This is a genomic window from Streptomyces sp. NPDC002265, from assembly GCF_040296125.1.
GTDB lineage: Bacteria > Actinomycetota > Actinomycetes > Streptomycetales > Streptomycetaceae > Streptomyces.
In genome coordinates, this window is record NZ_JBEOWS010000022.1 from 23085 (window position 1) to 44391 (window position 21307).

The following is a 21307-nucleotide window of genomic DNA, read 5'->3' on the forward strand; positions in this document are numbered from 1 at the left end:
CCGACGTCCGCTCCAGGGAAGGACCCTTCGTGAGCGACACCACCGATCTGATGGGCGCACGTGTCGAGGAGACCGCTGCCGCGCCCGCCACGGACGCCTCCGCGCCTGCCGCCGGTGCCGGCTCCCGGCGGCGCCGCGGTACCGGCCTCGAGGGCATGGTGCTGGCAGAGCTGCAGCAGGTCGCATCCGGCCTCGGCATCAGGGGCACCGCGCGTATGCGCAAGAGCCAGCTGATCGAGGTCATCAAGGAGGCGCAGGCTGGGGGTACCTCTCAGGCCGCTCCGGCGAAGTCCGCCGAGTCCGCCACCGAGACCAAGCCGAAGCGCCGGGCCACCTCGAAGGCGCGCACGGGCGACGACGCCCCCGCCGAGAAGAAGGCCGAGACTTCCGCGGACCAGGCCGAGAAGGCCGTGGCCCAGCAGCAGATCGAGATCCCCGGCCAGCCCGCGGCCGACGACACCGCAGCGGAGCGCCGCCGTCGGCGTGCCACCGCCGACGCGGGCAGCCCGGCGACGGGCGGCACCGAGACGATCGCCGCCGAGGCCAAGGGCGAGCCCAGGTCCGACGCCTCCGCGCAGTCGCAGGGCGACGCCGGTGACGGCGCCGAGGGCCGCCGCCGCGACCGCCGAGAGCGCGGCCGCGACCGCGACCGCCGGGGCAAGGACGACCAGCAGGGCGGCCAGCCGCAGCGTCAGCAGGGCCAGCAGCAGGGCGGCGGTCGCCAGGACCGTCAGGAGCGCCAGGACCGTCAGGACCGTCAGCGTGACAACGGCCCGCAGCGCGACAACGGCCCTCAGGACGACGACGACTTCGACGGCGGACGCCGTGGCCGTCGCGGCCGTTACCGCGACCGCCGTGGCCGTCGCGGCCGCGACGAGATCGGCACCGCAGAGCCGCAACTCGCCGACGACGACGTCCTGATCCCGGTCGCCGGCATCCTGGACATCCTCGACAACTACGCCTTCATCCGTACGTCGGGCTACCTGCCGGGTCCCAACGACGTGTACGTGTCCCTCGCCCAGGTCCGCAAGAACGGTCTGCGCAAGGGCGACCACGTCACCGGTGCGGTCCGTCAGCCCAAGGACGGCGAGCGCCGCGAGAAGTTCAACGCGCTGGTGCGTCTGGACTCCACCAACGGCATGGCCCCCGACTCCGGGCGCGGGCGACCGGAGTTCAACAAGCTGACGCCGCTGTACCCGCAGGACCGGCTCCGTCTGGAGACCGACCCCGGTGTGCTGACGACTCGTATCATCGACCTCGTCGCGCCGATCGGTAAGGGCCAGCGCGGTCTGATCGTGGCCCCGCCGAAGACCGGCAAGACCATGATCATGCAGGCGATCGCCAACGCGATCACGCACAACAACCCCGAGTGCCACCTGATGGTCGTCCTGGTCGACGAGCGTCCGGAAGAGGTCACCGACATGCAGCGGTCGGTCAAGGGCGAGGTCATCTCCTCGACCTTCGACCGTCCGGCCGAGGACCACACCACGGTCGCCGAGCTCGCCATCGAGCGCGCCAAGCGTCTGGTGGAGCTGGGCCACGACGTCGTCGTCCTGCTCGACTCGATCACGCGTCTGGGCCGTGCGTACAACCTCGCCGCCCCGGCCTCCGGCCGCATCCTGTCCGGTGGTGTCGACTCGACCGCGCTCTACCCGCCGAAGCGCTTCTTCGGTGCCGCGCGCAACATCGAGGACGGCGGTTCGCTGACGATCCTGGCCACCGCGCTGGTCGACACCGGCTCGCGCATGGACGAGGTCATCTTCGAGGAGTTCAAGGGCACCGGCAACGCCGAGCTCAAGCTCGACCGCAAGCTCGCCGACAAGCGCATCTTCCCCGCGGTGGACGTCGACGCGTCCGGTACCCGCAAGGAAGAGATCCTGCTCGGCAGCGACGAGCTGGCCATCGTCTGGAAGCTGCGCCGGGTGCTGCACGCGCTCGACCAGCAGCAGGCGATCGAACTGCTTCTGGACAAGATGCGGCAGACGAAGTCGAACGCCGAGTTCCTGCTCCAGATCCAGAAGACGACCCCGATGCCGGGCAACAACGACTGAGGTCGTACCGACAGGCAGTGACACACGAAGGGCCGCTCCCCGACCGGGGAGCGGCCCTTCGGGCCGTCCGGGGCCCTACTCCCCGGGCCTCGGGCCCGGGCGCCGGTGCACGAGCCTCACGCCCGGCCCTCACGCCCGGCCCTCACGCCCGGCCCTCACGCCCGGCCCTCGCGCCCGGCCCTCGCGCCCGGCCCTCGCGCCCGGCCCTCGCGCCCGGAGCCCCTCTCTCAGAGCCTCACGCTGCCGGCCGTACGACCGGCCCCGTAGCGCCCGTACGACCCCTCCCGTGCCCCTTCCGTGGCCCTTCCGCGCCCCTCCCGGCCCCGCCGTGCCCCGCGCCGTCGTGTTGCCGTCGCTGCCGGGTTGTGCGGCGAGAGCTTCGCCACAGCGGGCTCCCGCGGGGTCGTGGTGGAGCCGGGACGGCCCGCCGGCGGAAGCCGCAGGTGAGCGCCGTACGGCCCGGTTCGGCGGCGGCGCGCGGTGTACGGGCGGGCATCGGGGGAACACGGCACGTCATGCAACCTCCCGCTCGAGTTCACCCGTCTGAGCGGATGGAGTGACGATAAAGCGACAGGGGTTTCCCCCGGTCGAGCGACGCGGAGAGTCGAGGAGCACATGTCTGCCGACAAGACGCCGGAGTCCGCCATACCCGGCGAACCCGGTTCCAGCGGCCCCCGCCGCAGCCGTGGCAGGAGCCTGATGATCATGGCCTGGACGGTGGCCGGCATCGTCGCGCTCGGCGGTGCGGGCGGCGGTTATCTGTTCCTCAGGCTCAACGACAACCTCAAGTCGATCGACATCAACCAGCTGCTGGGCACCGACCGGCCCGCCAAGGCCGACAACGGCTCCGAGAACATCCTGGTCCTGGGCTCGGACACCCGTTCCGGCGCCAACAAGAAGCTCGGCGGCGGCACCGACGACGGCAGCGCCCGCTCCGACACGGCGATGGTCGTGCACGTCTACAAGGGCCACAAGAAGGCCAGCGTGGTCTCCATCCCGCGCGACACCCTCGTCGACCGCCCCGCGTGCACGGACGCCCACGGCGCCACGCACCGGGCCGCGACCGGGGTGATGTTCAACTCCGCGTACACCACCGGCGGCGCCGCCTGCGCGGTGAAGACGGTCGAGGCCCTCAGCGGGATGCGCATGGACCACTACCTGGAGGTCGACTTCAGCGGCTTCCAGCGGCTCGTCGACGAACTCGGCGGCGTCGAGGTCACCACCACCCGGAACATCAGCGACCACCAGAGCCACCTGGACCTGAAGGCCGGCACCCACCGGCTCACCGGCCGGCAGGCGCTCGCCCTGGTGCGCACCCGGCACGGCGTCGGCGACGGCTCCGACCTCGGCCGGATCCAGCTCCAGCAGGCGTTCATCAAGGCCCTGGTCACCCAGGTCAGGAACATCGGCCTCTTCACCAGCCCCACCGAGCTGGTCGACCTCGCCGACACCGCGACCAAGGCCGTCACCACCGACTCGGAGCTGGGCTCGGTGAACTCCCTGCTCGACTTCACGAACGGGCTGAAGCGGATCAGTCCGTCCCATATGACCATGGTCACCCTCCCGGTGCGGTACGACCCCGCCGACCCCAACCGCGTCGTCGTCGCCGACGCGAAGGCGAAACTGGTCTGGGACGCCCTGAAGGCCGACCGGGCCGTGCCGAAGGCCGCCACGCAGGGCACCGCGAGCGGTGCCGCCAAGGGGGTCGTGGCCTCGCCCTGAGCCGCTCGCGGGGGCGCGGGGAATAGATGCGCCCGCCTCTCGGTTTTGGGGGATGCGGCCAGTCCTGGCAGACTGGTACGTCGGCTCCGGTTCACGCTCCCGCATCCCGCGGCGGCGACCCGGCGCCCTCCCGAAACTAGGAGACACCTTGAAGCGCGACATCCACCCCGAGTACGTCGAGACGCAGGTCAGCTGCACCTGTGGCGCGTCGTTCACCACCCGTAGCACCATCACGTCCGGAGCCATCCGGGCCGAGGTCTGCTCCGAGTGCCACCCGTTCTACACGGGCAAGCAGAAGATCCTCGACACCGGTGGCCGTGTGGCCCGCTTCGAGGCCCGCTTCGGCAAGGCTGCTGCCGGCTCCAAGAAGTAGCGAGCCCCATTTCGCCGGTCCACGGTCGCGCCCTTCACCGGGGTGCGCCCGGGACCGGCGTTTTTGGTCGCCCGTCTTCCCCTTCGCAACGCAGTACAGGAGCCCAAGATGTTCGAGGCCGTCGAGGAACTCGTCGGTGAGCACGCCGACCTGGAGACGAAGCTCGCCGACCCGTCGGTCCACGCCGACCAGGCGAACGCGCGCAAGCTGAACAAGCGCTACGCCGAGCTCACCCCGATCGTCGGCACCTTCCGCTCCTGGAAGCAGACCGGCGACGACATCGAGACCGCGCGCGAACTGGCCGCCGACGACCCGGACTTCGCCGCCGAGGTCAAGGAGCTGGAGAAGCAGCGCGAAGAGCTGACGGAGAAGCTGCGGCTGCTCCTCGTCCCGCGCGACCCCAGCGACGACAAGGACGTCATCCTGGAGATCAAGGCGGGCGCGGGCGGCGACGAGTCCGCGCTGTTCGCGGGCGACCTGCTGCGCATGTACCTGCGCTACGCCGAGCGCATCGGCTGGAAGACCGAGATCATCGACGCCACCGAGTCCGAGCTGGGCGGCTACAAGGACGTCCAGGTCGCGGTGAAGACCAAGGGCGGCCAGGGCGCCACCGAGCCCGGCCAGGGCGTCTGGGCCCGGCTGAAGTACGAGGGCGGCGTGCACCGCGTGCAGCGGGTGCCGGCCACCGAGTCCGCGGGCCGCATCCACACCTCGGCGGCGGGCGTGCTGGTCACCCCGGAGGCCGAGGAGGTCGACGTGGAGATCAACCCGAACGACCTGCGCATCGACGTCTACCGCTCGTCCGGCCCCGGCGGCCAGTCCGTCAACACCACCGACTCCGCGGTGCGCATCACGCACCTGCCCACCGGAGTCGTCGCCTCCTGCCAGAACGAGAAGAGCCAGTTGCAGAACAAGGAGCAGGCGATGCGTATCCTGCGCTCCAGGCTGCTTGCGGCGGCTCAGGAGGAAGCGGAGCGGGAGGCCGCCGACGCCCGCCGCAGCCAGGTCCGCACCGTCGACCGCTCCGAGAAGATCCGTACGTACAACTTCCCGGAGAACCGGCTCTCGGACCACCGCGTCGGCTTCAAGGCGTACAACCTGGACCAGGTCCTGGACGGCGAACTCGACGCGGTGATCCAGGCCTGCGTCGACGCGGACTCGGCCGCCAAGCTCGCGGCCGCGTAAGGGCGGACGTACCCACGTACGAGGACGAGTACGACACGGAGGACTTGCGTGAACCTGCTGCTCGCAGAGGTGGCCCAGGCCACCCAGCGGCTGGCCGACGCCGGCGTGCCCTCGCCGCGCAACGACGCGGAGGAGCTCGCCGCGTTCGTGCACGGCGTGAAGCGGGGCGCGCTGCACTCCGTGAAGGACGCGGACTTCGACGCCCGCTACTGGGAGGTCATCGCGCGCCGTGAGCAGCGCGAGCCGCTCCAGCACATCACCGGCCGTGCCTTCTTCCGCTACCTGGAGCTCCAGGTCGGCCCCGGGGTCTTCGTGCCGCGTCCGGAGACGGAGTCCGTGGTCGGCTGGGCCATAGACGCCGTGCGCGCCATGGACGTGGTCGAGCCGCTGATCGTCGACCTGTGCACCGGCTCGGGCGCCATCGCGCTCGCGCTCGCCCAGGAGGTGCCGCGCTCGCGCGTGCACGCCGTGGAGCTGTCCGAGGACGCGCTGCGGTGGACCCGCAAGAACATGGAGGGGTCCAGGGTCGATCTGCGCCAGGGAGACGCCCTGAACGCCTTCCACGACCTCGACGGCCAGGTCGACCTGGTCATCTCCAACCCGCCGTACATCCCGCTGACGGAATGGGAGTACGTCGCTCCCGAGGCGCGGGACTACGATCCCGAGCTCGCCCTGTTCTCGGGCGAGGACGGACTCGAACTCATCCGCGGCCTGGAGCGCACCGCGCACCGGCTGCTGCGCCCCGGCGGTGTCGTCGTCGTCGAGCACGCCGACACCCAGGGCGGCCAGGTGCCGTGGATCTTCACCGAGGAGAAGGGCTGGGCCGACGCGGCCGACCACCCCGACCTCAACAACCGCCCTCGGTTCGCGACCGCCCGCAAGGCGATGCCGTGACCGGCGCGTCCCAGACTTCAGCCCAGCAGTACGTGTACGAGGAGGCCCGCTAGATGGCACGGCGTTACGACACCAACGACGCGACCGACCGAGTGACCGGTCTGCGCGAGGCCGCGTCCGCCGTCCGCCGGGGCGAACTCGTGGTGCTGCCGACGGACACGGTGTACGGCATCGGGGCCGACGCGTTCTCCTCGGCGGCCGTCGCCGACCTCCTCGACGCCAAGGGCCGGGGCCGCTCCATGCCCACGCCCGTCCTCATCGGCTCCCCGAACACCCTGCACGGCCTCGTCACGGACTTCTCCGAGCTGGCCTGGGAGCTGGTGGACGCCTTCTGGCCGGGCGCGCTGACGCTCGTCGCCAGGCACCAGCCGTCGCTCCAGTGGGACCTGGGGGACACCCGTGGCACCGTCGCCGTGCGCATGCCGCTGCACCCGGTCGCCATCGAGCTGCTGACCGAGGTCGGCCCGATGGCGGTCTCCTCCGCGAACCTGACCGGACACCCGTCCCCCGAGACCTGCGACGCCGCCCAGGAGATGCTGGGCGACTCCGTCTCCGTCTACCTGGACGGCGGCCCGACCCCCGGCAACGTGCCGTCCTCGATCGTCGACGTCACCCGTGAGGTGCCGCTGCTGCTGCGGGCCGGCGCGATCTCCGCGGAGGAGCTGCGCAAGGTCGTACCCGACCTCGAGGTGGCGAATTGACGGCCCCCCTCGGCCCCGAGCTCCCGGCCGCCCGCGCGCAGGGGGCACCCCCATGCGTGGCATAGGCAGCGCGGAAGTGACGGGCACCTTCGGGTTCCCGCGTGACACCTTTCGCATCCTCCACGTCAGCACCGGCAACGTGTGCCGTTCGCCGATCACCGAGCGTCTGACCCGCCACTTCGTGACGGACCGGCTCGGCGGTCTGCTCAGCGGCGGGCTGATCGTGGAGAGCGCGGGCACGTGGGGCCACGAGGGCGCGCCCATGGAGGCCAACGCGGAGACCGTGCTGGCCGACTTCGGCGCGGACGCCTCCGGCTTCGTCGGCCGGGAGCTCCTCGACGAGCACGTCATCATGGCCGACCTGGTCCTGACGGCGACCCGCGACCACCGGGCCCAGGTGATCTCGATGGGGCACTCGGCGGGGCTGCGCACGTTCACGCTGAAGGAGTTCACCCGGCTGGTCCGCGCGATCGACCCGGCGACCCTGCCGCCCCTGGAGGACGGGGTGGTCATGCGGGCCCGCGCGCTGGTGCGGGCGGCCGCGGCGCTGCGCGGCTGGCTGCTGGCCCCGACCGCCGAGGCGGACGAGGTGTTCGACCCGTACGGGGCACCGCTGCCGTTCTTCCGGTCCATCGGGGACGAGATACACGAGGCGCTGGATCCGGTGGTGACGGCGCTGACCGGGGTACCGGCGCGGATGTAGGACCCGCCCGGCGGTGCCGGGCGAGCCGGGTGCCCCCGGCCTACATTGGACGTACGTCACCGTCGACGCGTCCGGAGTCCATCATGGCCGTCACACATGCCCTCGAGGCCGACGTCCTGCGCAGGCAGGACCCCGAACTGGCCGAGGTCCTGCTCGCCGAGCAGGACCGGCAGTCGACGTCCTTGCAGCTGATCGCCGCCGAGAACTTCACCTCGCCGGCCGTGCTGGCCGCACTCGGCTCACCGCTGGCGAACAAGTACGCCGAGGGGTATCCGGGGGCCCGCCACCACGGCGGGTGCGAGATCGTGGACGTCGCCGAGCGGATCGCGGTGGACCGGGCGAAGGCGCTGTTCGGGGCCGAGCACGCCAATGTGCAGTCGCACTCCGGGTCGTCCGCCGTCCTCGCCGCGTACGCCGCGCTGCTGCGGCCCGGCGACACGGTCCTCGCCCTCGGGCTGCCGTACGGAGGCCATCTCACGCACGGCTCGCCGGTCAACTTCTCCGGACGCTGGTTCGACTTCGTGGGGTACGGCGTCGATGCCGAGAGCGGACTGATCGACTACGACCAGGTGCGCACCCTGGCCCGTACGCACCGGCCCAAGGCGATCGTGTGCGGCTCCATCGCCTACCCCCGGCACCTCGACTACGCCCTGTTCCGGGAGGTGGCCGACGAGGTGGGCGCCGCCCTCATCGCCGACGCGGCCCATCCCATCGGGCTGGTCGCCGGGGGAGCGGCGCCCAGCCCGGTGCCGTACGCCGACATCGTGTGCGCCACCACGCACAAGGTGCTGCGCGGGCCCCGCGGCGGCATGATCCTGTGCGGCGGCGACCTGGCCGAGCGGGTGGACCGGGCCGTCTTCCCGTTCACACAGGGCGGCGCCCAGATGCACACCATCGCCGCGAAGGCGGTGGCGTTCGGCGAGGCGGCGACGCCCGCCTTCACCCTCTACGCCCATCAGGTGGTCGCCAACGCGAAGGTCCTGGCGGCCGGGCTGGCGGCGGAGGGACTGGTCGTCACCACCGGCGGGACCGACACCCACCTGATCACCGCCGATCCGGGGCCGCTCGGTGTCGACGGGCGTGCGGCGCGGGGGCGGCTCGCGGCGGCCGGGATGGTCCTGGACTGCTGTGCGCTGCCGCACGGCGACACCCGTGGCCTGCGCCTGGGCACCGCCGCGGTGACCACACAGGGCATGGGGGAGGCCGAGATGACGCGGATCGCCGTACTGCTCGCGAGCGTGCTGCGGGGCGATGTCGAGACCGTCCTGGCCAGGGAGGAGGCGCGGCAACTGGCGCTGGAATTTCCGCCGTATTCCGGCTGAACGGGGGTAGGCGCACACGGGTGCACAGACTCACGTGCAACCATCGTCGCTACCCGGAAGTCCCCAACCATATGCGTCCCTCGCTAGGGTGTGGGGCTGAGATGGCCTGCGAGACCTGTGGGGAAGCCCGTGCGTGAATACCTGCTGACGCTCTGCATCACGGCCGCCGTGACGTATCTGCTGACAGGGCCGGTACGTAAGTTCGCGATCGTGGCCGGAGCGATGCCGGAGATCCGGGCACGTGACGTGCACCGGGAGCCCACTCCGCGGCTCGGCGGGATCGCGATGTTCTTCGGCCTGTGCGCCGGACTGCTGGTCGCGGACCACCTCACCAACCTCAACGAGGTCTTCGAGAAGTCGAACGAGCCGCGCGCGCTGCTCTCCGGAGCCGCGCTGATCTGGCTGATCGGCGTCCTGGACGACAAGTTCGAGATCGACGCCCTGATCAAGCTGGGCGGCCAGATGATCGCCGCAGGTGTGATGGTCATGCAGGGTCTGACGATCCTGTGGCTGCCGGTGCCGGGCGTCGGCACCGTGGCGCTGACCCAGTGGCAGGGCACCCTGCTGACCGTGGCGCTGGTCGTCATCACGATCAACGCGGTCAACTTCGTGGACGGTCTCGACGGTCTGGCCGCCGGCATGGTGTGCATCGCGGCGGCCGCGTTCTTCATGTACGCCTACCGGATCTGGTACTCGTACGGCATCGAGGCGGCCGCTCCGGCCACGCTGTTCGCGGCGATCCTGATGGGCATGTGCCTGGGCTTCCTGCCGCACAACGCGCATCCCGCGCGGATCTTCATGGGCGACTCGGGTTCGATGCTGATCGGCCTGGTGCTGGCGGCCGGCGCGATCTCCGTGACCGGGCAGGTCGACCCGGACGTGATGAAGCTGTTCTCCGGGTCCGAGCGCAGCGCCGTGCACCAGATGGTGCCGGTCTACATCCCGCTGCTGATGCCGCTGACCATCATCGCGATCCCGGCCGCCGACCTGGTCCTGGCCATCGTGCGGCGCACCTGGCGCGGCCAGTCGCCGTTCGCGGCGGACCGCGGGCATCTGCACCACCGGCTGCTGGAGATCGGGCACTCGCACAGCCGCGCGGTGCTGATCATGTACTTCTGGTCCGCGCTGATCTCCTTCGGCGCGCTCGCCTACTCCGTGAACGCGGCGTCCATGTGGATCGTGCTCGGCGTGGTCTTCTTCTGCGCACTGGGCCTGGTGCTGCTTCTGCTGCCGCGGTTCGCGCCGCGCGCCCCGCGCTGGGCCGAGGCGTTCGTGCCGCCGCGCTACCGGCGCCGCAAGGCCCGTGCCGCGGCCGGTGCGCAGGAGGCGGCCGGGGCGGCCGACGAGGAGCGGGCTGCGGACGCCGAGGCCGCTCCGGCCGAGCGGGTGCCCGTCGAGGCCGCGTCCGCCGATGACGTGCCTGCCGAGGACGTGCCCGGGGACGAGGAACTGGCTCCGGTCGCGGCCGGGATGCACGGGGCGTCAGGGGTCAACGGGGCGACCGCCATCGGCGCTCGCGCACGCGTGCGTTGACATCACAAGGTAAGAATCTGACTAGAGCATTGCCAAGTCGTGGGGGAGCAAAGCATCCCAATACCAGACACATTGGCCGTGTTTTTGCACAGACGCGCAGCGTCAGTCTCATGTGTGACAGCAAGCACACCTACCAGGTAAAGACCTCATCAAATAGTTTGTGATACGGTTCACGAGAACCCGGGATGGAGCCGAAGGACCGTAATGCGACGGTCCCTTGGCGCGAGGGCACCAACACTCGACCCGGGACTACGCTCGTCCATGACGACACCCCTGCCCCCCTTGAAAGCGGAGTTGCCGCCATGCCGTCCAACGACGTCCGGATCCTGGCCCAGGCTGCTGTGCCCACGGCTGCCGTCGGCGCGATCGCCGCCGTCGTCAGCGGCGTGGTCGCGGGCGGCAAGGGTGCGGTCGGGGCGATCGTCGCGACGCTGATCGTGATCCTCTTCATGGGAATCGGGCTCTACGTACTGCAGCGCACCGCCAGATCGCTTCCGCACCTGTTCCAGGCAATGGGTCTGATGCTCTACGCGGCGCAGATCCTGCTGCTGTTCATCTTCGTCGCGGCCTTCAAGCACACGACGCTGTTCAACCCCCGGGCCTTCGCGCTCACGCTCGTCGCCGGCACTCTCACGTGGATCGCCGCGCAGACGCGTGCTCACATGAAGTCCAAGATTCTCTACGTCGAACCCGATTCGACCACCTCTTCGAAGGGTGACGGGCCCGAAAAGCCGGGTCACCAGTCGTGAGGGGTAGGGCCGGGATAAAGCCGCACGAGAGATCCTGCTATCGTCCGGTGCCAACTGCGGCATCGCGGGCGCGGGCATCCGAGCTGACGCCTGTTCGATCGCGAGGCGAGATGCCCCTCAGCCGCCCCCACATCCGTTACACCAGTCCCGTGCCGAACCGCGGCTCCGTGCCGCGCCGACACAACGAGGTTGCCGTACCTATGCGCCACGATGAAGGAGCCCGCGGTGAGTGCTGACCCGACGCAGACGCTCGCTTTCGACACGAGCTGCCACCTGTTCGACGGGTGTGGCTTCCCGGCTCCGGGCCTGCACTCGTTCATGTTCGAGCCGCTCTGGGGCGACACCGACGGCCTGTACTTCAACAAGCCGATGCTGCTGGCACTGCTCGGTTCCATCATCGTGGTGGGCTTCTTCTGGGCGGCTTTCGCCAAGCCGAAGCTCGTCCCGGGCAAGCTCCAGATGGTCGCCGAGGCCGGCTACGACTTCGTCCGGACCGGCATCGTCTACCAGACGATCGGCAAGCGCGAGGGCGAGAAGTACGTCCCGCTCGCCGTCTCGCTGTTCTTCTTCATCTGGATGATGAACCTCTGGTCGATCATCCCGGTCGCCTCCTTCCCGGTGACCTCGATCATCGCCTACCCGGCGGTGCTCGCCCTGATCGTCTACGTCACCTGGGTCTCGCTGACGTTCAAGCGCCACGGTTTCGTCGGCTTCTTCAAGAACGTCACCGGCTACGACAAGTCGCTCGGTGCGGTGCTGCCGCTGTCGATGACCATCGAGTTCTTCTCGAACCTGCTGGTCCGCCCGTTCACGCACGCGGTCCGACTGTTCGCGAACATGTTCGCCGGCCACACCCTGCTGCTGCTCTTCACGATCGCCAGCTGGTACATGCTGAACGGCATCGGCATCGCGTACTCGGCCGTCTCGTTCGTGATGGTCATCGTGATGACCGCCTTCGAGCTCTTCATCCAGGCTGTCCAGGCGTACGTCTTCGTCCTCCTGACCTGCACCTTCATCCAGGGCGCGCTCGCCGAGCACCACTGAGTCGCTCCCTCACCCAAGAGACATCCGGTGGCCAACCCCCACCGGTCACTGAAAGAGAAGGAAGAACCGGCATGTCCGCTCTCCAGACCCTCGCTGCGGTTGACGGCAACCTCGGCTCCATCGGTTACGGCCTCGCCGCGATCGGCCCGGGCGTCGGCGTCGGCATCATCTTCGGTAACGGCACCCAGGCCCTCGCCCGCCAGCCCGAGGCGGCCGGTCTGATCCGCGCCAACCAGATCCTCGGCTTCGCTTTCTGTGAGGCGCTGGCCCTCATCGGCCTCGTCATGCCGTTCGTCTACTAAGACGAACGACAGCGACAGCCCCATTCGACGAAAGGCACTGATGTGAACCCCCTGGTTCAGCTGGCGGCCGAGGCGGAGAAGGAGAACCCCCTCATTCCGCCGTGGCCGGAGCTCGTCATCGGCCTGATCGCCTTCGTCATCGTCTTCGGCTTCCTCGCCAAGAAGCTTCTTCCGACCATCAACAAGGTCCTGGAAGAGCGTCGCGAGGCCATCGAGGGCGGTATCGAGAAGGCCGAGGCCGCACAGACCGAGGCCCAGAGCGTCCTTGAGCAGTACAAGGCCCAGCTCGCCGAGGCCCGCCACGAGGCCGCGCGGCTGCGCCAGGAGGCGCAGGAGCAGGGCGCCACGCTCATCGCCGAGATGCGCGCGGAAGGCCAGCGGCAGCGCGAGGAGATCGTCGCCGCCGGTCACTCGCAGATCGAGGCAGACCGCAAGGCCGCCGCGTCCGCGCTGCGGCAGGACGTCGGCAAGCTCGCCACCGACCTGGCCGGCAAGCTGGTCGGCGAGTCCCTCGAGGACCACGCCCGCCAGAGCCGTGTGATCGACCGCTTCCTCGACGAGCTCGAGGAGAAGGCCGAGGCGGCTCGATGACAGCACACGGAGCGAGCCGCGAGGCGTTCGCAGCTGCCCGTGAGCGTCTCGACGCGCTGACGGACTCCACGTCCGTGGACGCGGCCCGGCTCGCCGACGAGCTGGCCGCCGTCACCGCGCTGCTCGACCGCGAGGTGTCGCTGCGTCGGGTCCTCACCGACCCGGCGCAGGCCGGTGAGGCCAAGGCCGAGCTGGTCCAGCGCCTGCTCGCCGGCCAGGTCAGCGGCACCACCGCCGACCTGGTGGCAGGCACGGTGCGCTCGCGCTGGTCGCAGCCTCGCGACCTGGTCGACGCGCTGGAGGAGCTGGCGAGCATCGCCGACCTCACCGCCGCGGAGAAGGCGGGCACGCTCGACGACGTCGAGGACGAGCTGTTCCGGTTCGGCCGGATCGTCTCCTCGAACACCGAGCTGCGCGCCGCGCTGACCGACCGCAAGGCCACCGTCGCGGCCAAGACCGAGCTGCTGAACCGGCTGCTCGGCGGCCGGGCGAAGGCCACCACCGAGCGTCTGGTGACGCGTCTGGTGACCGCCGCGCGCGGACGTAGCCTGGAGACGGGACTCGAGTCCCTGTCCACGCTCGCCGCCGAGCGCCGGGACCGCGCCGTCGCCGTCGTCACCTCGGCGGTGCCGCTCAGCGACACGCAGAAGCAGCGCCTGGGCGCCGCCCTCGCAAAGCTCTACGGCCGCAGGATGCACCTCAACCTCGACGTCGACCCCTCGGTCGTCGGCGGGATGCGGGTGCAGGTCGGTGACGAGGTCATCAACGGCTCCGTCGCGGACCGTATCGAGGACGCCGGCCGCCGACTGGCGAGCTAGCACCCCCGCGGCAACTCAATAAGCAGTACGTAAGCAATTACGGCCCTGGTTGGGCCGTGCAGAGGATTCACCTCTTTCAGGGGGGAGTCCCCATCCCCCCAAAGTGAAACTTCGGGCCCAACAAGGAGAGCAGGGAACCCAGATGGCGGAGCTCACGATCCGGCCGGAGGAGATCCGGGACGCGCTGGAGAACTTCGTCCAGTCGTACAAGCCGGACGCGGCCTCGCGCGAGGAGGTCGGTACGGTCACCCTTGCCGGCGACGGCATCGCGAAGGTCGAGGGTCTCCCCTCGGCCATGGCCAACGAACTGCTGAAGTTCGAGGACGGCACCCTCGGCCTCGCGCTCAACCTGGAAGAGCGCGAGATCGGCGCCATCGTCCTCGGTGAGTTCAGCGGCATCGAGGAGGGTCAGCCGGTGCACCGCACCGGTGAGGTGCTCTCCGTGGCTGTCGGCGAGGGATACCTCGGCCGCGTCGTCGACCCGCTCGGCAACCCGATCGACGGCCTCGGCGAGATCGAGACGTCCGGCCGCCGCGCCCTGGAGCTTCAGGCTCCGGGCGTCATGGCCCGTAAGTCGGTGCACGAGCCGATGGAGACCGGCTACAAGGCCGTCGACGCGATGACCCCGGTCGGCCGCGGCCAGCGTCAGCTGATCATCGGCGACCGCCAGACCGGCAAGACCGCCCTGGCCGTCGACACGATCATCAACCAGCGCGACAACTGGCGCTCGGGCGACCCGAAGAAGCAGGTCCGCTGCGTCTACGTCGCCATCGGCCAGAAGGGCTCGACCATCGCCTCCGTGCGTGGCGCCCTGGAAGAGGCCGGCGCGCTGGAGTACACGACCATCGTCGCCGCCCCGGCGTCCGACCCGGCCGGCTTCAAGTACCTGGCGCCGTACACCGGTTCGGCCATCGGCCAGCAGTGGATGTACGAGGGCAAGCACGTCCTCATCATCTTCGACGACCTCTCGAAGCAGGCCGACGCCTACCGCGCCGTGTCGCTGCTGCTGCGTCGCCCGCCGGGCCGCGAGGCCTACCCCGGTGACGTCTTCTACCTGCACTCCCGTCTGCTGGAGCGCTGCGCGAAGCTCTCCGACGAGCTGGGCGCCGGTTCGATGACGGGTCTGCCGATCGTCGAGACGAAGGCCAACGACGTCTCGGCGTTCATCCCGACCAACGTCATCTCCATCACCGACGGCCAGTGCTTCCTGGAGTCGGACCTGTTCAACGCCGGTCAGCGCCCCGCGCTGAACGTCGGTATCTCCGTCTCCCGAGTCGGTGGTTCCGCGCAGCACAAGGCGATGAAGCAGGTCTCCGGCCGTCTGCGCCTCGACCTGGCCCAGTACCGCGAGCTGGAGGCGTTCGCCGCCTTCGGTTCCGACCTGGACGCCGCGTCGAAGTCGCAGCTGGAGCGCGGTCAGCGCCTGGTCGAGCTGCTCAAGCAGGCTCAGTACCAGCCGATGCCGACCGAGGACCAGGTCGTCTCCGTGTGGGCCGGCACCACCGGCAAGATGGACGACGTCCCGGTCGCCGACATCCGCCGCTTCGAGAAGGAGCTGCTTGAGTACCTGCACCGCAAGGAGCAGGGCCTCATGACCTCCATCAAGGAGGGCGGCAAGATGTCGGACGACACCCTCACCGCTGTTGCCGACGCGATCGCCGCCTTCAAGAAGCAGTTCGAGACCTCGGACGGCAAGCTTCTCGGCGAGGACGCCCCGGCCGCGGCCAAGTGACGTAAGGAAGGGACCTGACTCATGGGAGCCCAGCTCCGGGTCTACAAGCGTCGCATCCGATCCGTCACCGCGACCAAGAAGATCACGAAGGCGATGGAGATGATCGCCGCCTCGCGTGTCGTCAAGGCACAGCGCAAGGTGGCGGCCTCCACGCCGTACGCGACCGAGCTCACCCGCGCGGTCACGGCGGTCGGTACCGGCTCGAACACGAAGCACCCGCTGACCACGCAGGCCGAGACGGTCGTGCGGTCCGCGGTGCTGCTCCTGACGAGCGACCGCGGTCTCGCAGGCGCGTTCAACTCCAACGCCATCAAGGCCGCGGAGAAGCTGACCGCGCGCCTGGAGGCCGAGGGCAAGCAGGTCGACACGTACATCGTCGGCCGGCGCGGTCTGGCCCACTACAACTTCCGCGAGCGCAAGGTCGTGGAGTCGTGGTCGGGCTTCACCGACGAGCCCTCGTACGCGGACGCCAAGAAGGTCGCGGCTCCGCTGATCGAGGCCATCGAGAAGGACACGGCCGACGGCGGCGTGGATGAACTCCACATCGTCTTCACCGAGTTCGTGTCGATGATGACGCAGACGGCGCTCGACGACCGTCTGCTCCCGCTCAGCCTCGAAGAGGTCGCGCAGGAGGCGGCGCCGCAGGGCGAGATCCTTCCGCTCTACGACTTCGAGCCCTCGGCGGAGGACGTCCTCGACGCCCTGCTGCCGCGCTACGTCGAGAGCCGTATCTACAACGCGCTGCTCCAGTCGGCTGCTTCCAAGCACGCCGCCACGCGCCGCGCGATGAAGTCGGCGACCGACAACGCGGGCGAGCTGATCAACACGCTCTCCCGTCTTGCCAACGCGGCCCGCCAGGCCGAAATCACCCAGGAAATCAGCGAGATCGTCGGTGGCGCCAGCGCCCTTGCCGACGCGACCGCGGGGAGTGACAAGTAATGACGACGACTTCTGAGACGGCCGTTGCCACGGGCCGCGTCGCCCGGGTCATCGGCCCGGTCGTCGACGTGGAGTTCCCCGTCGACGCGATGCCGGAGATCTACAACGCCCTGCACGTCGAGGTCGCAGACCCGGCGAACGAGGGCGAGAAGAAGACGCTGACCCTGGAGGTCGCCCAGCACCTGGGTGACGGCCTGGTCCGCACCATCTCGATGCAGCCCACCGACGGTCTGGTCCGCCAGGCCCCGGTGACCGACACCGGCACGGGCATCACCGTCCCGGTCGGCGACTTCACCAAGGGCAAGGTGTTCAACACCCTCGGTGAGGTGCTGAACGTCGACGAGAAGTACGAGGGCGAGCGCTGGTCCATCCACCGCAAGGCCCCGAACTTCGACGAGCTCGAGTCGAAGACCGAGATGTTCGAGACCGGCGTCAAGGTCATCGACCTTCTCACCCCGTACGTCAAGGGTGGAAAGATCGGTCTGTTCGGTGGTGCCGGCGTCGGCAAGACGGTGCTCATCCAGGAGATGATCTACCGCGTCGCCAACAACCACGACGGTGTCTCCGTGTTCGCCGGTGTCGGTGAGCGCACCCGTGAGGGCAACGACCTCATCGAGGAGATGGCGGACTCGGGCGTCATCGACAAGACGGCCCTTGTCTTCGGCCAGATGGACGAGCCCCCGGGCACCCGTCTGCGCGTGGCCCTGGCCGGTCTGACCATGGCGGAGTACTTCCGCGATGTGCAGAAGCAGGACGTGCTGTTCTTCATCGACAACATCTTCCGCTTCACGCAGGCCGGTTCCGAGGTCTCGACCCTGCTCGGCCGTATGCCCTCCGCGGTGGGTTACCAGCCGAACCTGGCCGACGAGATGGGTCTCCTCCAGGAGCGCATCACCTCGACCCGTGGTCACTCGATCACCTCGATGCAGGCGATCTACGTCCCCGCGGACGACCTGACCGACCCGGCCCCGGCCACCACGTTCGCCCACCTCGACGCGACGACGGTTCTCTCCCGTCCGATCTCCGAGAAGGGCATCTACCCGGCCGTGGACCCGCTGGACTCCACGTCCCGCATCCTGGACCCGCGCTACATCGCGGCGGACCACTACAACACCGCCATGCGTGTGAAGACGGTCCTCCAGAAGTACAAGGACCTCCAGGACATCATCGCGATCCTCGGTATCGACGAGCTCGGCGAGGAGGACAAGCTCGTCGTCCACCGTGCCCGTCGCGTGGAGCGCTTCCTGTCCCAGAACACCCACGTCGCCAAGCAGTTCACCGGCGTCGACGGGTCGGACGTCCCGCTGGACGAGTCGATCACCGCGTTCAACGCGATCATCGACGGCGAGTACGACCACTTCCCGGAGCAGGCGTTCTTCCTCTGCGGTGGCATTGAGGACCTCAAGGCCAACGCCAAGGAGCTGGGCGTCTCCTGAGCCTCGCGCTCTTGACGAAGGGGGCGGGCGCGTCCCGCCCCCTTCGTCACGCCCACTAGACTTGTAACCAACACCCGGCAGACCCGCCGGGTGGTGACCCGAGGAGCCAACCTTGGCTGCTGAGCTGCACGTCGCGTTGGTCGCGGCCGACCGAGAGGTCTGGACCGGCGAGGCGACCCTGGTCGTCGCGCGCACCACGTCCGGCGACATCGGCGTCATGCCCGGTCACCAGCCGCTGCTCGGTGTGCTGGAGTCGGGCCCGGTGACCATCCGTACGCGTGAGGGGGGAACGGTCGTCGCTGCGGTGCACGGCGGTTTCATCTCGTTCGCGGACAACAAGCTGTCGCTGCTGGCCGAGATCGCCGAGCTGTCGGACGAGATCGACGTCCAGCGCGTGGAGCGTGAGCTGGAGCGCGCGAAGGCGGAGGGCGACGCCCACGCCGAGCGCCGTGCGGACGTACGACTGCGCGCGGCGGCAGCGCGCTAGCAGGCGCGCTGTGCATTGACGTCCCTCAGCCGCGGCTGGGACCGGAGCGATCCGGTGCCGGTCGCGGCTGAGGCAGATCTGGATGTTTTTTCCGTTCCGTTATCTATTTACGGTTCTCTAGGAGACGAGGAGGTCGGTGCCGATGGTCCTCGCTCTGACTGTGTGCGCAATCGTCGTCGCCCTGGTGGTGGTGGGGCTGTTCGTCTTCGGACTGCGGCGCAGACTCATCCAGCGCTCGGGCGGCACCTTCGATTGCAGCCTGCGCTGGGACGTTCCCGAGAAGTCCGACACCAGCGGCAAGGGCTGGAGCTACGGCGTCGCCCGCTACAACGGCGACCGCATCGAGTGGTACCGGGTCTTCTCCTACGCCCCCCGCCCGCGTCGCATCCTGGAGCGCGCGTCGATCGAGGTGGCCGGCCGCCGGCTGCCCGACGGCGAGGAGGAACTGGCGCTGCTGTCCGACTCGGTGATCCTCGCGTGTCTGCACCGCGGCACCCGTCTGGAACTGGCGATGAGCGAGGACGCGCTGACCGGTTTTCTCGCCTGGCTGGAGGCGGCCCCGCCCGGCCAGCGGGTGAACGTCGCGTAGCGACGTTCAGGGCCCCGCTGGGTGGGGGTCCCCCCGGCCGCGGAGCGGTTGGGGGAGGGTGAACGTCGCCTGAGGCTCGGCTGACGTTCCCCCCCCATACGACGACGCTCCCCTGGACCAGGTCCAGGGGAGCGTCGGTCTTTCAGCCTCCGAACTGTTCTACGACAGTCCGCTGTTGAGGGCGCTCACCAGCTCACCGTTGCTGGTGTCGCCGCTGAACTCCCAGAAGAAGGCGCCGCCGAGGCCCTGGGACTTGGCCCAGGCCATCTTGGTGCCGATGGTGGCCGGGGTGTCGTAGGACCACCAGTTGTTGCCGCAGAAGGCGTACGCCGTACCGGCCACGAGGCCGGTGGACGGGCAGGACGTCTTGAGCACCTTGTAGTCCTCGATGCCCTGCTCGTAGGTGCCGGCCGCCGGGCCGGTCGCGGTGCCGCCGGGCGCCGCCTGGGTGACGCCGGTCCAGCCGCGGCCGTAGAAGCCGATGCCGATGAGGAGCTTGCTCGCGGGCACGCCCTTCGCCTTGAACTTGGCGATCGCGTCGGCGGTGGTGAAGCCGGGGGTCGGGATGCCGCTGTACGAGGTGAGCGGGGAGTGCGGGGCGGTCGGGCCCTGGGCGTTGAACGCGCCGAAGAAGTCGTACGACATCACGTTGTACCAGTCGACGTACTGCGAGGCGCCCGCGTAGTCGGCGGCGTCGATCTTGCCGCCGGAGGTGCCGTCCGCCGTGGTGGCCGCGGTGACCAGGTTGTTCGAGCCGAACTTGGCGCGCAGGGCCTGCATCAGGTTCTTGTAGGCCGCGGCGCCGCTGCTGTCACAGGACAGACCGCAGGCGTTGGGGTACTCCCAGTCGATGTCGATGCCGTCGAAGACGTCGGCCCAGCGCGGGTCCTCGACCAGGTTGTAACAGGAGTTGGCGAAGGCGGTCGGGTTGGCCGCAGCCTGCGCGAAGCCGCCGGACCAGGTCCAGCCGCCGAAGGACCACAGGACCTTGATGTTCGGGTACTTGGCCTTCAGCTCGCGGAGCTGGTTGAAGTTGCCGCGCAGCGGCTGGTCCCAGGTGTCGGCGACGCCGCTGACCGACTGGTCGGCGGTGAAGGCCTTGTCGTAGTCGGCGTAGGAGTCGCCGATCGCGCACTGGCCGTTGGTGACGTTGCCGAAGGCGTAGTTGATGTGCGTGATCTTGGCGGCCGAGCCCGACGTCACCAGGTTCTTGACGTTGTAGTTGCGGCCGTAGATGCCCCACTCGGTGAAGTAGCCGAGGCGGACCTTGTTGCCGGTGGGCGGGGGAGTGGTGGTGCCACCGGTGGTGTGCACCGAGACGGCGCCGCTGACCGGACCGGTCTGGTCGGCGGTGTCGCGGGCCTGGACGGTGTACGAGTAGTCGGTGCCGGCGGTGAGACCGGTGTCCGTGTACGAGGTCGTCGTCACGGTCGCGACCTTGGTGCCGCCGCGCAGGACGTCGTAGTTCTTGACGCCCTTGTCGTCGGTGGCGGCGCTCCAGGACAGCTGCACCGAGGTGTCGGTGATGCCGGAGGCGGTCGGGGTGCCCGGCGCGCCGGGTGCGCTGTCGCCGGGGACCGTGGTGCCGCCGTCACAACTGCCGCCGTTGAGCTTGCAGTTGGAGGGCGAGCCGGATCCGGCGCCGTTGAAGCCGAAGGAGACGGAGGCGCCGGCGGCCAGGGTGCCGTTGTAGGACTTGTTCTTGGCCGTCCAGTGGGTGCCGGAGGACGTGACGTCGGCGTCCCAGGCGGAGGTGACGGACGTGCCGGAGGGGAAGTCCCACTCGATCGTCCAGGAGCTGATGGCCGCGGTGCCGGTGTTCGTGACCGTCCACTTGCCCTCGAAGCCGGTGCCCCAGTCCTGGGTCTTGGCGTAGGTGGCGGTGGCGGTGCTCGCGGCCTGGGCGGGACTCGCCAGGCCGACCAGGCCGGCCAGGGGGAGCAGCAGGGTGGCGAGCCCTGCCGTCGCTCGTTGTCTGAAGCGCATTCCGCGCCTCCTCAGGGGGAGTTGGGGAGGTGGGCGTAACTGAGCCTTCACGCCCACAGTGCCCGTGAGAATAGAAAGGTCTGGACCATAGGTCAATAGGTCTGGACCACTATGGCAGTTGGGAAGTGGAGTCCTCAACTCCGGTGCGAG

The 21307-nt window shown here is 69.4% G+C and carries 20 protein-coding genes; 19 read left to right on the forward strand and 1 reads right to left on the reverse strand.

Going from position 1 to position 21307, the window contains the following annotated elements; all coding sequences use genetic code 11:
* Window positions 1-29 precede the first annotated feature (29 nt).
* The 19 genes from rho to ABT085_RS06605 all read left to right on the forward strand — a co-directional run bounded on the left by rho (window position 30) and on the right by ABT085_RS06605 (window position 19171).
* Window positions 30-2051, forward strand: a complete 2022-nt coding sequence (gene rho, locus ABT085_RS06515) for a transcription termination factor Rho (RefSeq protein WP_351602809.1) — start codon at window positions 30-32, stop codon at window positions 2049-2051.
* A gap of 615 nt (window positions 2052-2666) precedes the next feature.
* Window positions 2667-3773 (forward strand): LCP family protein, encoded by a 1107-nt coding sequence (locus tag ABT085_RS06520; RefSeq protein ID WP_351602811.1) that lies wholly within the window; start codon window positions 2667-2669, stop codon window positions 3771-3773.
* Between the two features lie 148 nt (window positions 3774-3921).
* Window positions 3922-4146: a 50S ribosomal protein L31 gene (rpmE, locus tag ABT085_RS06525; protein ID WP_003997877.1), complete on the forward strand. Its 225-nt coding sequence runs from the start codon at window positions 3922-3924 to the stop codon at window positions 4144-4146.
* Window positions 4147-4254: 108 nt separating this feature from the next.
* Entirely contained in the window at window positions 4255-5331 is a 1077-nt protein-coding gene (gene prfA / locus ABT085_RS06530) for a peptide chain release factor 1 (protein WP_152892834.1), read from the forward strand.
* 48 nt (window positions 5332-5379) lie between these two features.
* A complete protein-coding gene (gene prmC, locus ABT085_RS06535) occupies window positions 5380-6225 on the forward strand; it encodes a peptide chain release factor N(5)-glutamine methyltransferase (RefSeq protein ID WP_351602814.1) in 846 nt (281 codons plus the stop codon).
* Between the two features lie 53 nt (window positions 6226-6278).
* Window positions 6279-6926: an L-threonylcarbamoyladenylate synthase gene (locus tag ABT085_RS06540; protein WP_351602816.1), complete on the forward strand. Its 648-nt coding sequence runs from the start codon at window positions 6279-6281 to the stop codon at window positions 6924-6926.
* 52 nt (window positions 6927-6978) lie between these two features.
* The gene (locus ABT085_RS06545; RefSeq protein WP_351602818.1) at window positions 6979-7629 is read left to right on the forward strand and encodes an arsenate reductase/protein-tyrosine-phosphatase family protein; all 651 of its coding nucleotides are present in this window, start codon (window positions 6979-6981) and stop codon (window positions 7627-7629) included.
* Between the two features lie 83 nt (window positions 7630-7712).
* Window positions 7713-8951 carry a serine hydroxymethyltransferase gene (gene glyA / locus ABT085_RS06550; protein WP_351602820.1) on the forward strand — a complete coding sequence of 413 codons (1239 nt, stop codon included), beginning with the start codon at window positions 7713-7715 and terminating at the stop codon, window positions 8949-8951.
* A gap of 129 nt (window positions 8952-9080) precedes the next feature.
* Window positions 9081-10484, forward strand: a complete 1404-nt coding sequence (locus ABT085_RS06555) for an MraY family glycosyltransferase (protein ID WP_351602822.1) — start codon at window positions 9081-9083, stop codon at window positions 10482-10484.
* A gap of 302 nt (window positions 10485-10786) precedes the next feature.
* Window positions 10787-11233, forward strand: a complete 447-nt coding sequence (locus tag ABT085_RS06560; RefSeq protein ID WP_351602824.1) for a Cg1360 family ATP-synthase-associated protein — start codon at window positions 10787-10789, stop codon at window positions 11231-11233.
* 210 nt (window positions 11234-11443) lie between these two features.
* On the forward strand, window positions 11444-12277 hold the full coding sequence (atpB, locus tag ABT085_RS06565) for a F0F1 ATP synthase subunit A (protein ID WP_351602826.1): 834 nt from the start codon (window positions 11444-11446) through the stop codon (window positions 12275-12277).
* A gap of 71 nt (window positions 12278-12348) precedes the next feature.
* Complete coding sequence (gene atpE, locus ABT085_RS06570; protein ID WP_103780068.1) at window positions 12349-12579, forward strand: ATP synthase F0 subunit C; 231 nt, start codon at window positions 12349-12351, stop codon at window positions 12577-12579.
* 42 nt (window positions 12580-12621) lie between these two features.
* A complete protein-coding gene (locus tag ABT085_RS06575) occupies window positions 12622-13170 on the forward strand; it encodes a F0F1 ATP synthase subunit B (protein ID WP_351602828.1) in 549 nt (182 codons plus the stop codon).
* A complete protein-coding gene (locus tag ABT085_RS06580) occupies window positions 13167-13988 on the forward strand; it encodes a F0F1 ATP synthase subunit delta (RefSeq protein WP_351602830.1) in 822 nt (273 codons plus the stop codon). The genes ABT085_RS06575 and ABT085_RS06580 overlap by 4 nt, the downstream gene beginning before the upstream one ends.
* Before the next feature lie 142 nt (window positions 13989-14130).
* Window positions 14131-15720 carry a F0F1 ATP synthase subunit alpha gene (gene atpA, locus ABT085_RS06585; protein WP_152892827.1) on the forward strand — a complete coding sequence of 530 codons (1590 nt, stop codon included), beginning with the start codon at window positions 14131-14133 and terminating at the stop codon, window positions 15718-15720.
* A 21-nt stretch (window positions 15721-15741) separates the two neighbouring features.
* Complete coding sequence (locus ABT085_RS06590; protein ID WP_351602832.1) at window positions 15742-16659, forward strand: F0F1 ATP synthase subunit gamma; 918 nt, start codon at window positions 15742-15744, stop codon at window positions 16657-16659.
* Window positions 16659-18095 carry a F0F1 ATP synthase subunit beta gene (atpD, locus tag ABT085_RS06595; RefSeq protein WP_351602834.1) on the forward strand — a complete coding sequence of 479 codons (1437 nt, stop codon included), beginning with the start codon at window positions 16659-16661 and terminating at the stop codon, window positions 18093-18095. Before ABT085_RS06590 ends, atpD begins: the two co-directional genes overlap by 1 nt.
* A 112-nt stretch (window positions 18096-18207) precedes the next feature.
* Window positions 18208-18582 carry a F0F1 ATP synthase subunit epsilon gene (locus ABT085_RS06600; RefSeq protein WP_351602836.1) on the forward strand — a complete coding sequence of 125 codons (375 nt, stop codon included), beginning with the start codon at window positions 18208-18210 and terminating at the stop codon, window positions 18580-18582.
* 142 nt (window positions 18583-18724) lie between these two features.
* Window positions 18725-19171 (forward strand): DUF2550 domain-containing protein, encoded by a 447-nt coding sequence (locus ABT085_RS06605; protein ID WP_351602838.1) that lies wholly within the window; start codon window positions 18725-18727, stop codon window positions 19169-19171.
* A 159-nt stretch (window positions 19172-19330) separates the two neighbouring features.
* On the opposite strand, the gene ABT085_RS06610 is transcribed toward ABT085_RS06605, so the two are convergent.
* Window positions 19331-21157 (reverse strand): glycosyl hydrolase family 18 protein, encoded by a 1827-nt coding sequence (locus ABT085_RS06610; RefSeq protein WP_351602840.1) that lies wholly within the window; start codon window positions 21155-21157, stop codon window positions 19331-19333.
* Between the last annotated feature and the right edge of the window lie 150 nt (window positions 21158-21307).

Coding starts and splice junctions, on each gene's coding strand:
- ABT085_RS06520 (WP_351602811.1), top strand. CDS start 2,667: ATGTCTGCCGACAAGACGCCGGAGTCCGCCATACCCGGCGAACCCGGT.
- prfA (WP_152892834.1), top strand. CDS start 4,255: ATGTTCGAGGCCGTCGAGGAACTCGTCGGTGAGCACGCCGACCTGGAG.
- ABT085_RS06540 (WP_351602816.1), top strand. CDS start 6,279: ATGGCACGGCGTTACGACACCAACGACGCGACCGACCGAGTGACCGGT.
- ABT085_RS06545 (WP_351602818.1), top strand. CDS start 6,979: ATGCGTGGCATAGGCAGCGCGGAAGTGACGGGCACCTTCGGGTTCCCG.
- glyA (WP_351602820.1), top strand. CDS start 7,713: ATGGCCGTCACACATGCCCTCGAGGCCGACGTCCTGCGCAGGCAGGAC.
- ABT085_RS06560 (WP_351602824.1), top strand. CDS start 10,787: ATGCCGTCCAACGACGTCCGGATCCTGGCCCAGGCTGCTGTGCCCACG.
- atpB (WP_351602826.1), top strand. CDS start 11,444: ATGAAGGAGCCCGCGGTGAGTGCTGACCCGACGCAGACGCTCGCTTTC.
- atpE (WP_103780068.1), top strand. CDS start 12,349: ATGTCCGCTCTCCAGACCCTCGCTGCGGTTGACGGCAACCTCGGCTCC.
- ABT085_RS06580 (WP_351602830.1), top strand. CDS start 13,167: ATGACAGCACACGGAGCGAGCCGCGAGGCGTTCGCAGCTGCCCGTGAG.
- atpA (WP_152892827.1), top strand. CDS start 14,131: ATGGCGGAGCTCACGATCCGGCCGGAGGAGATCCGGGACGCGCTGGAG.
- ABT085_RS06590 (WP_351602832.1), top strand. CDS start 15,742: ATGGGAGCCCAGCTCCGGGTCTACAAGCGTCGCATCCGATCCGTCACC.
- atpD (WP_351602834.1), top strand. CDS start 16,659: ATGACGACGACTTCTGAGACGGCCGTTGCCACGGGCCGCGTCGCCCGG.
- ABT085_RS06605 (WP_351602838.1), top strand. CDS start 18,725: ATGGTCCTCGCTCTGACTGTGTGCGCAATCGTCGTCGCCCTGGTGGTG.
- ABT085_RS06610 (WP_351602840.1), bottom strand. CDS start 21,157: ATGCGCTTCAGACAACGAGCGACGGCAGGGCTCGCCACCCTGCTGCTC.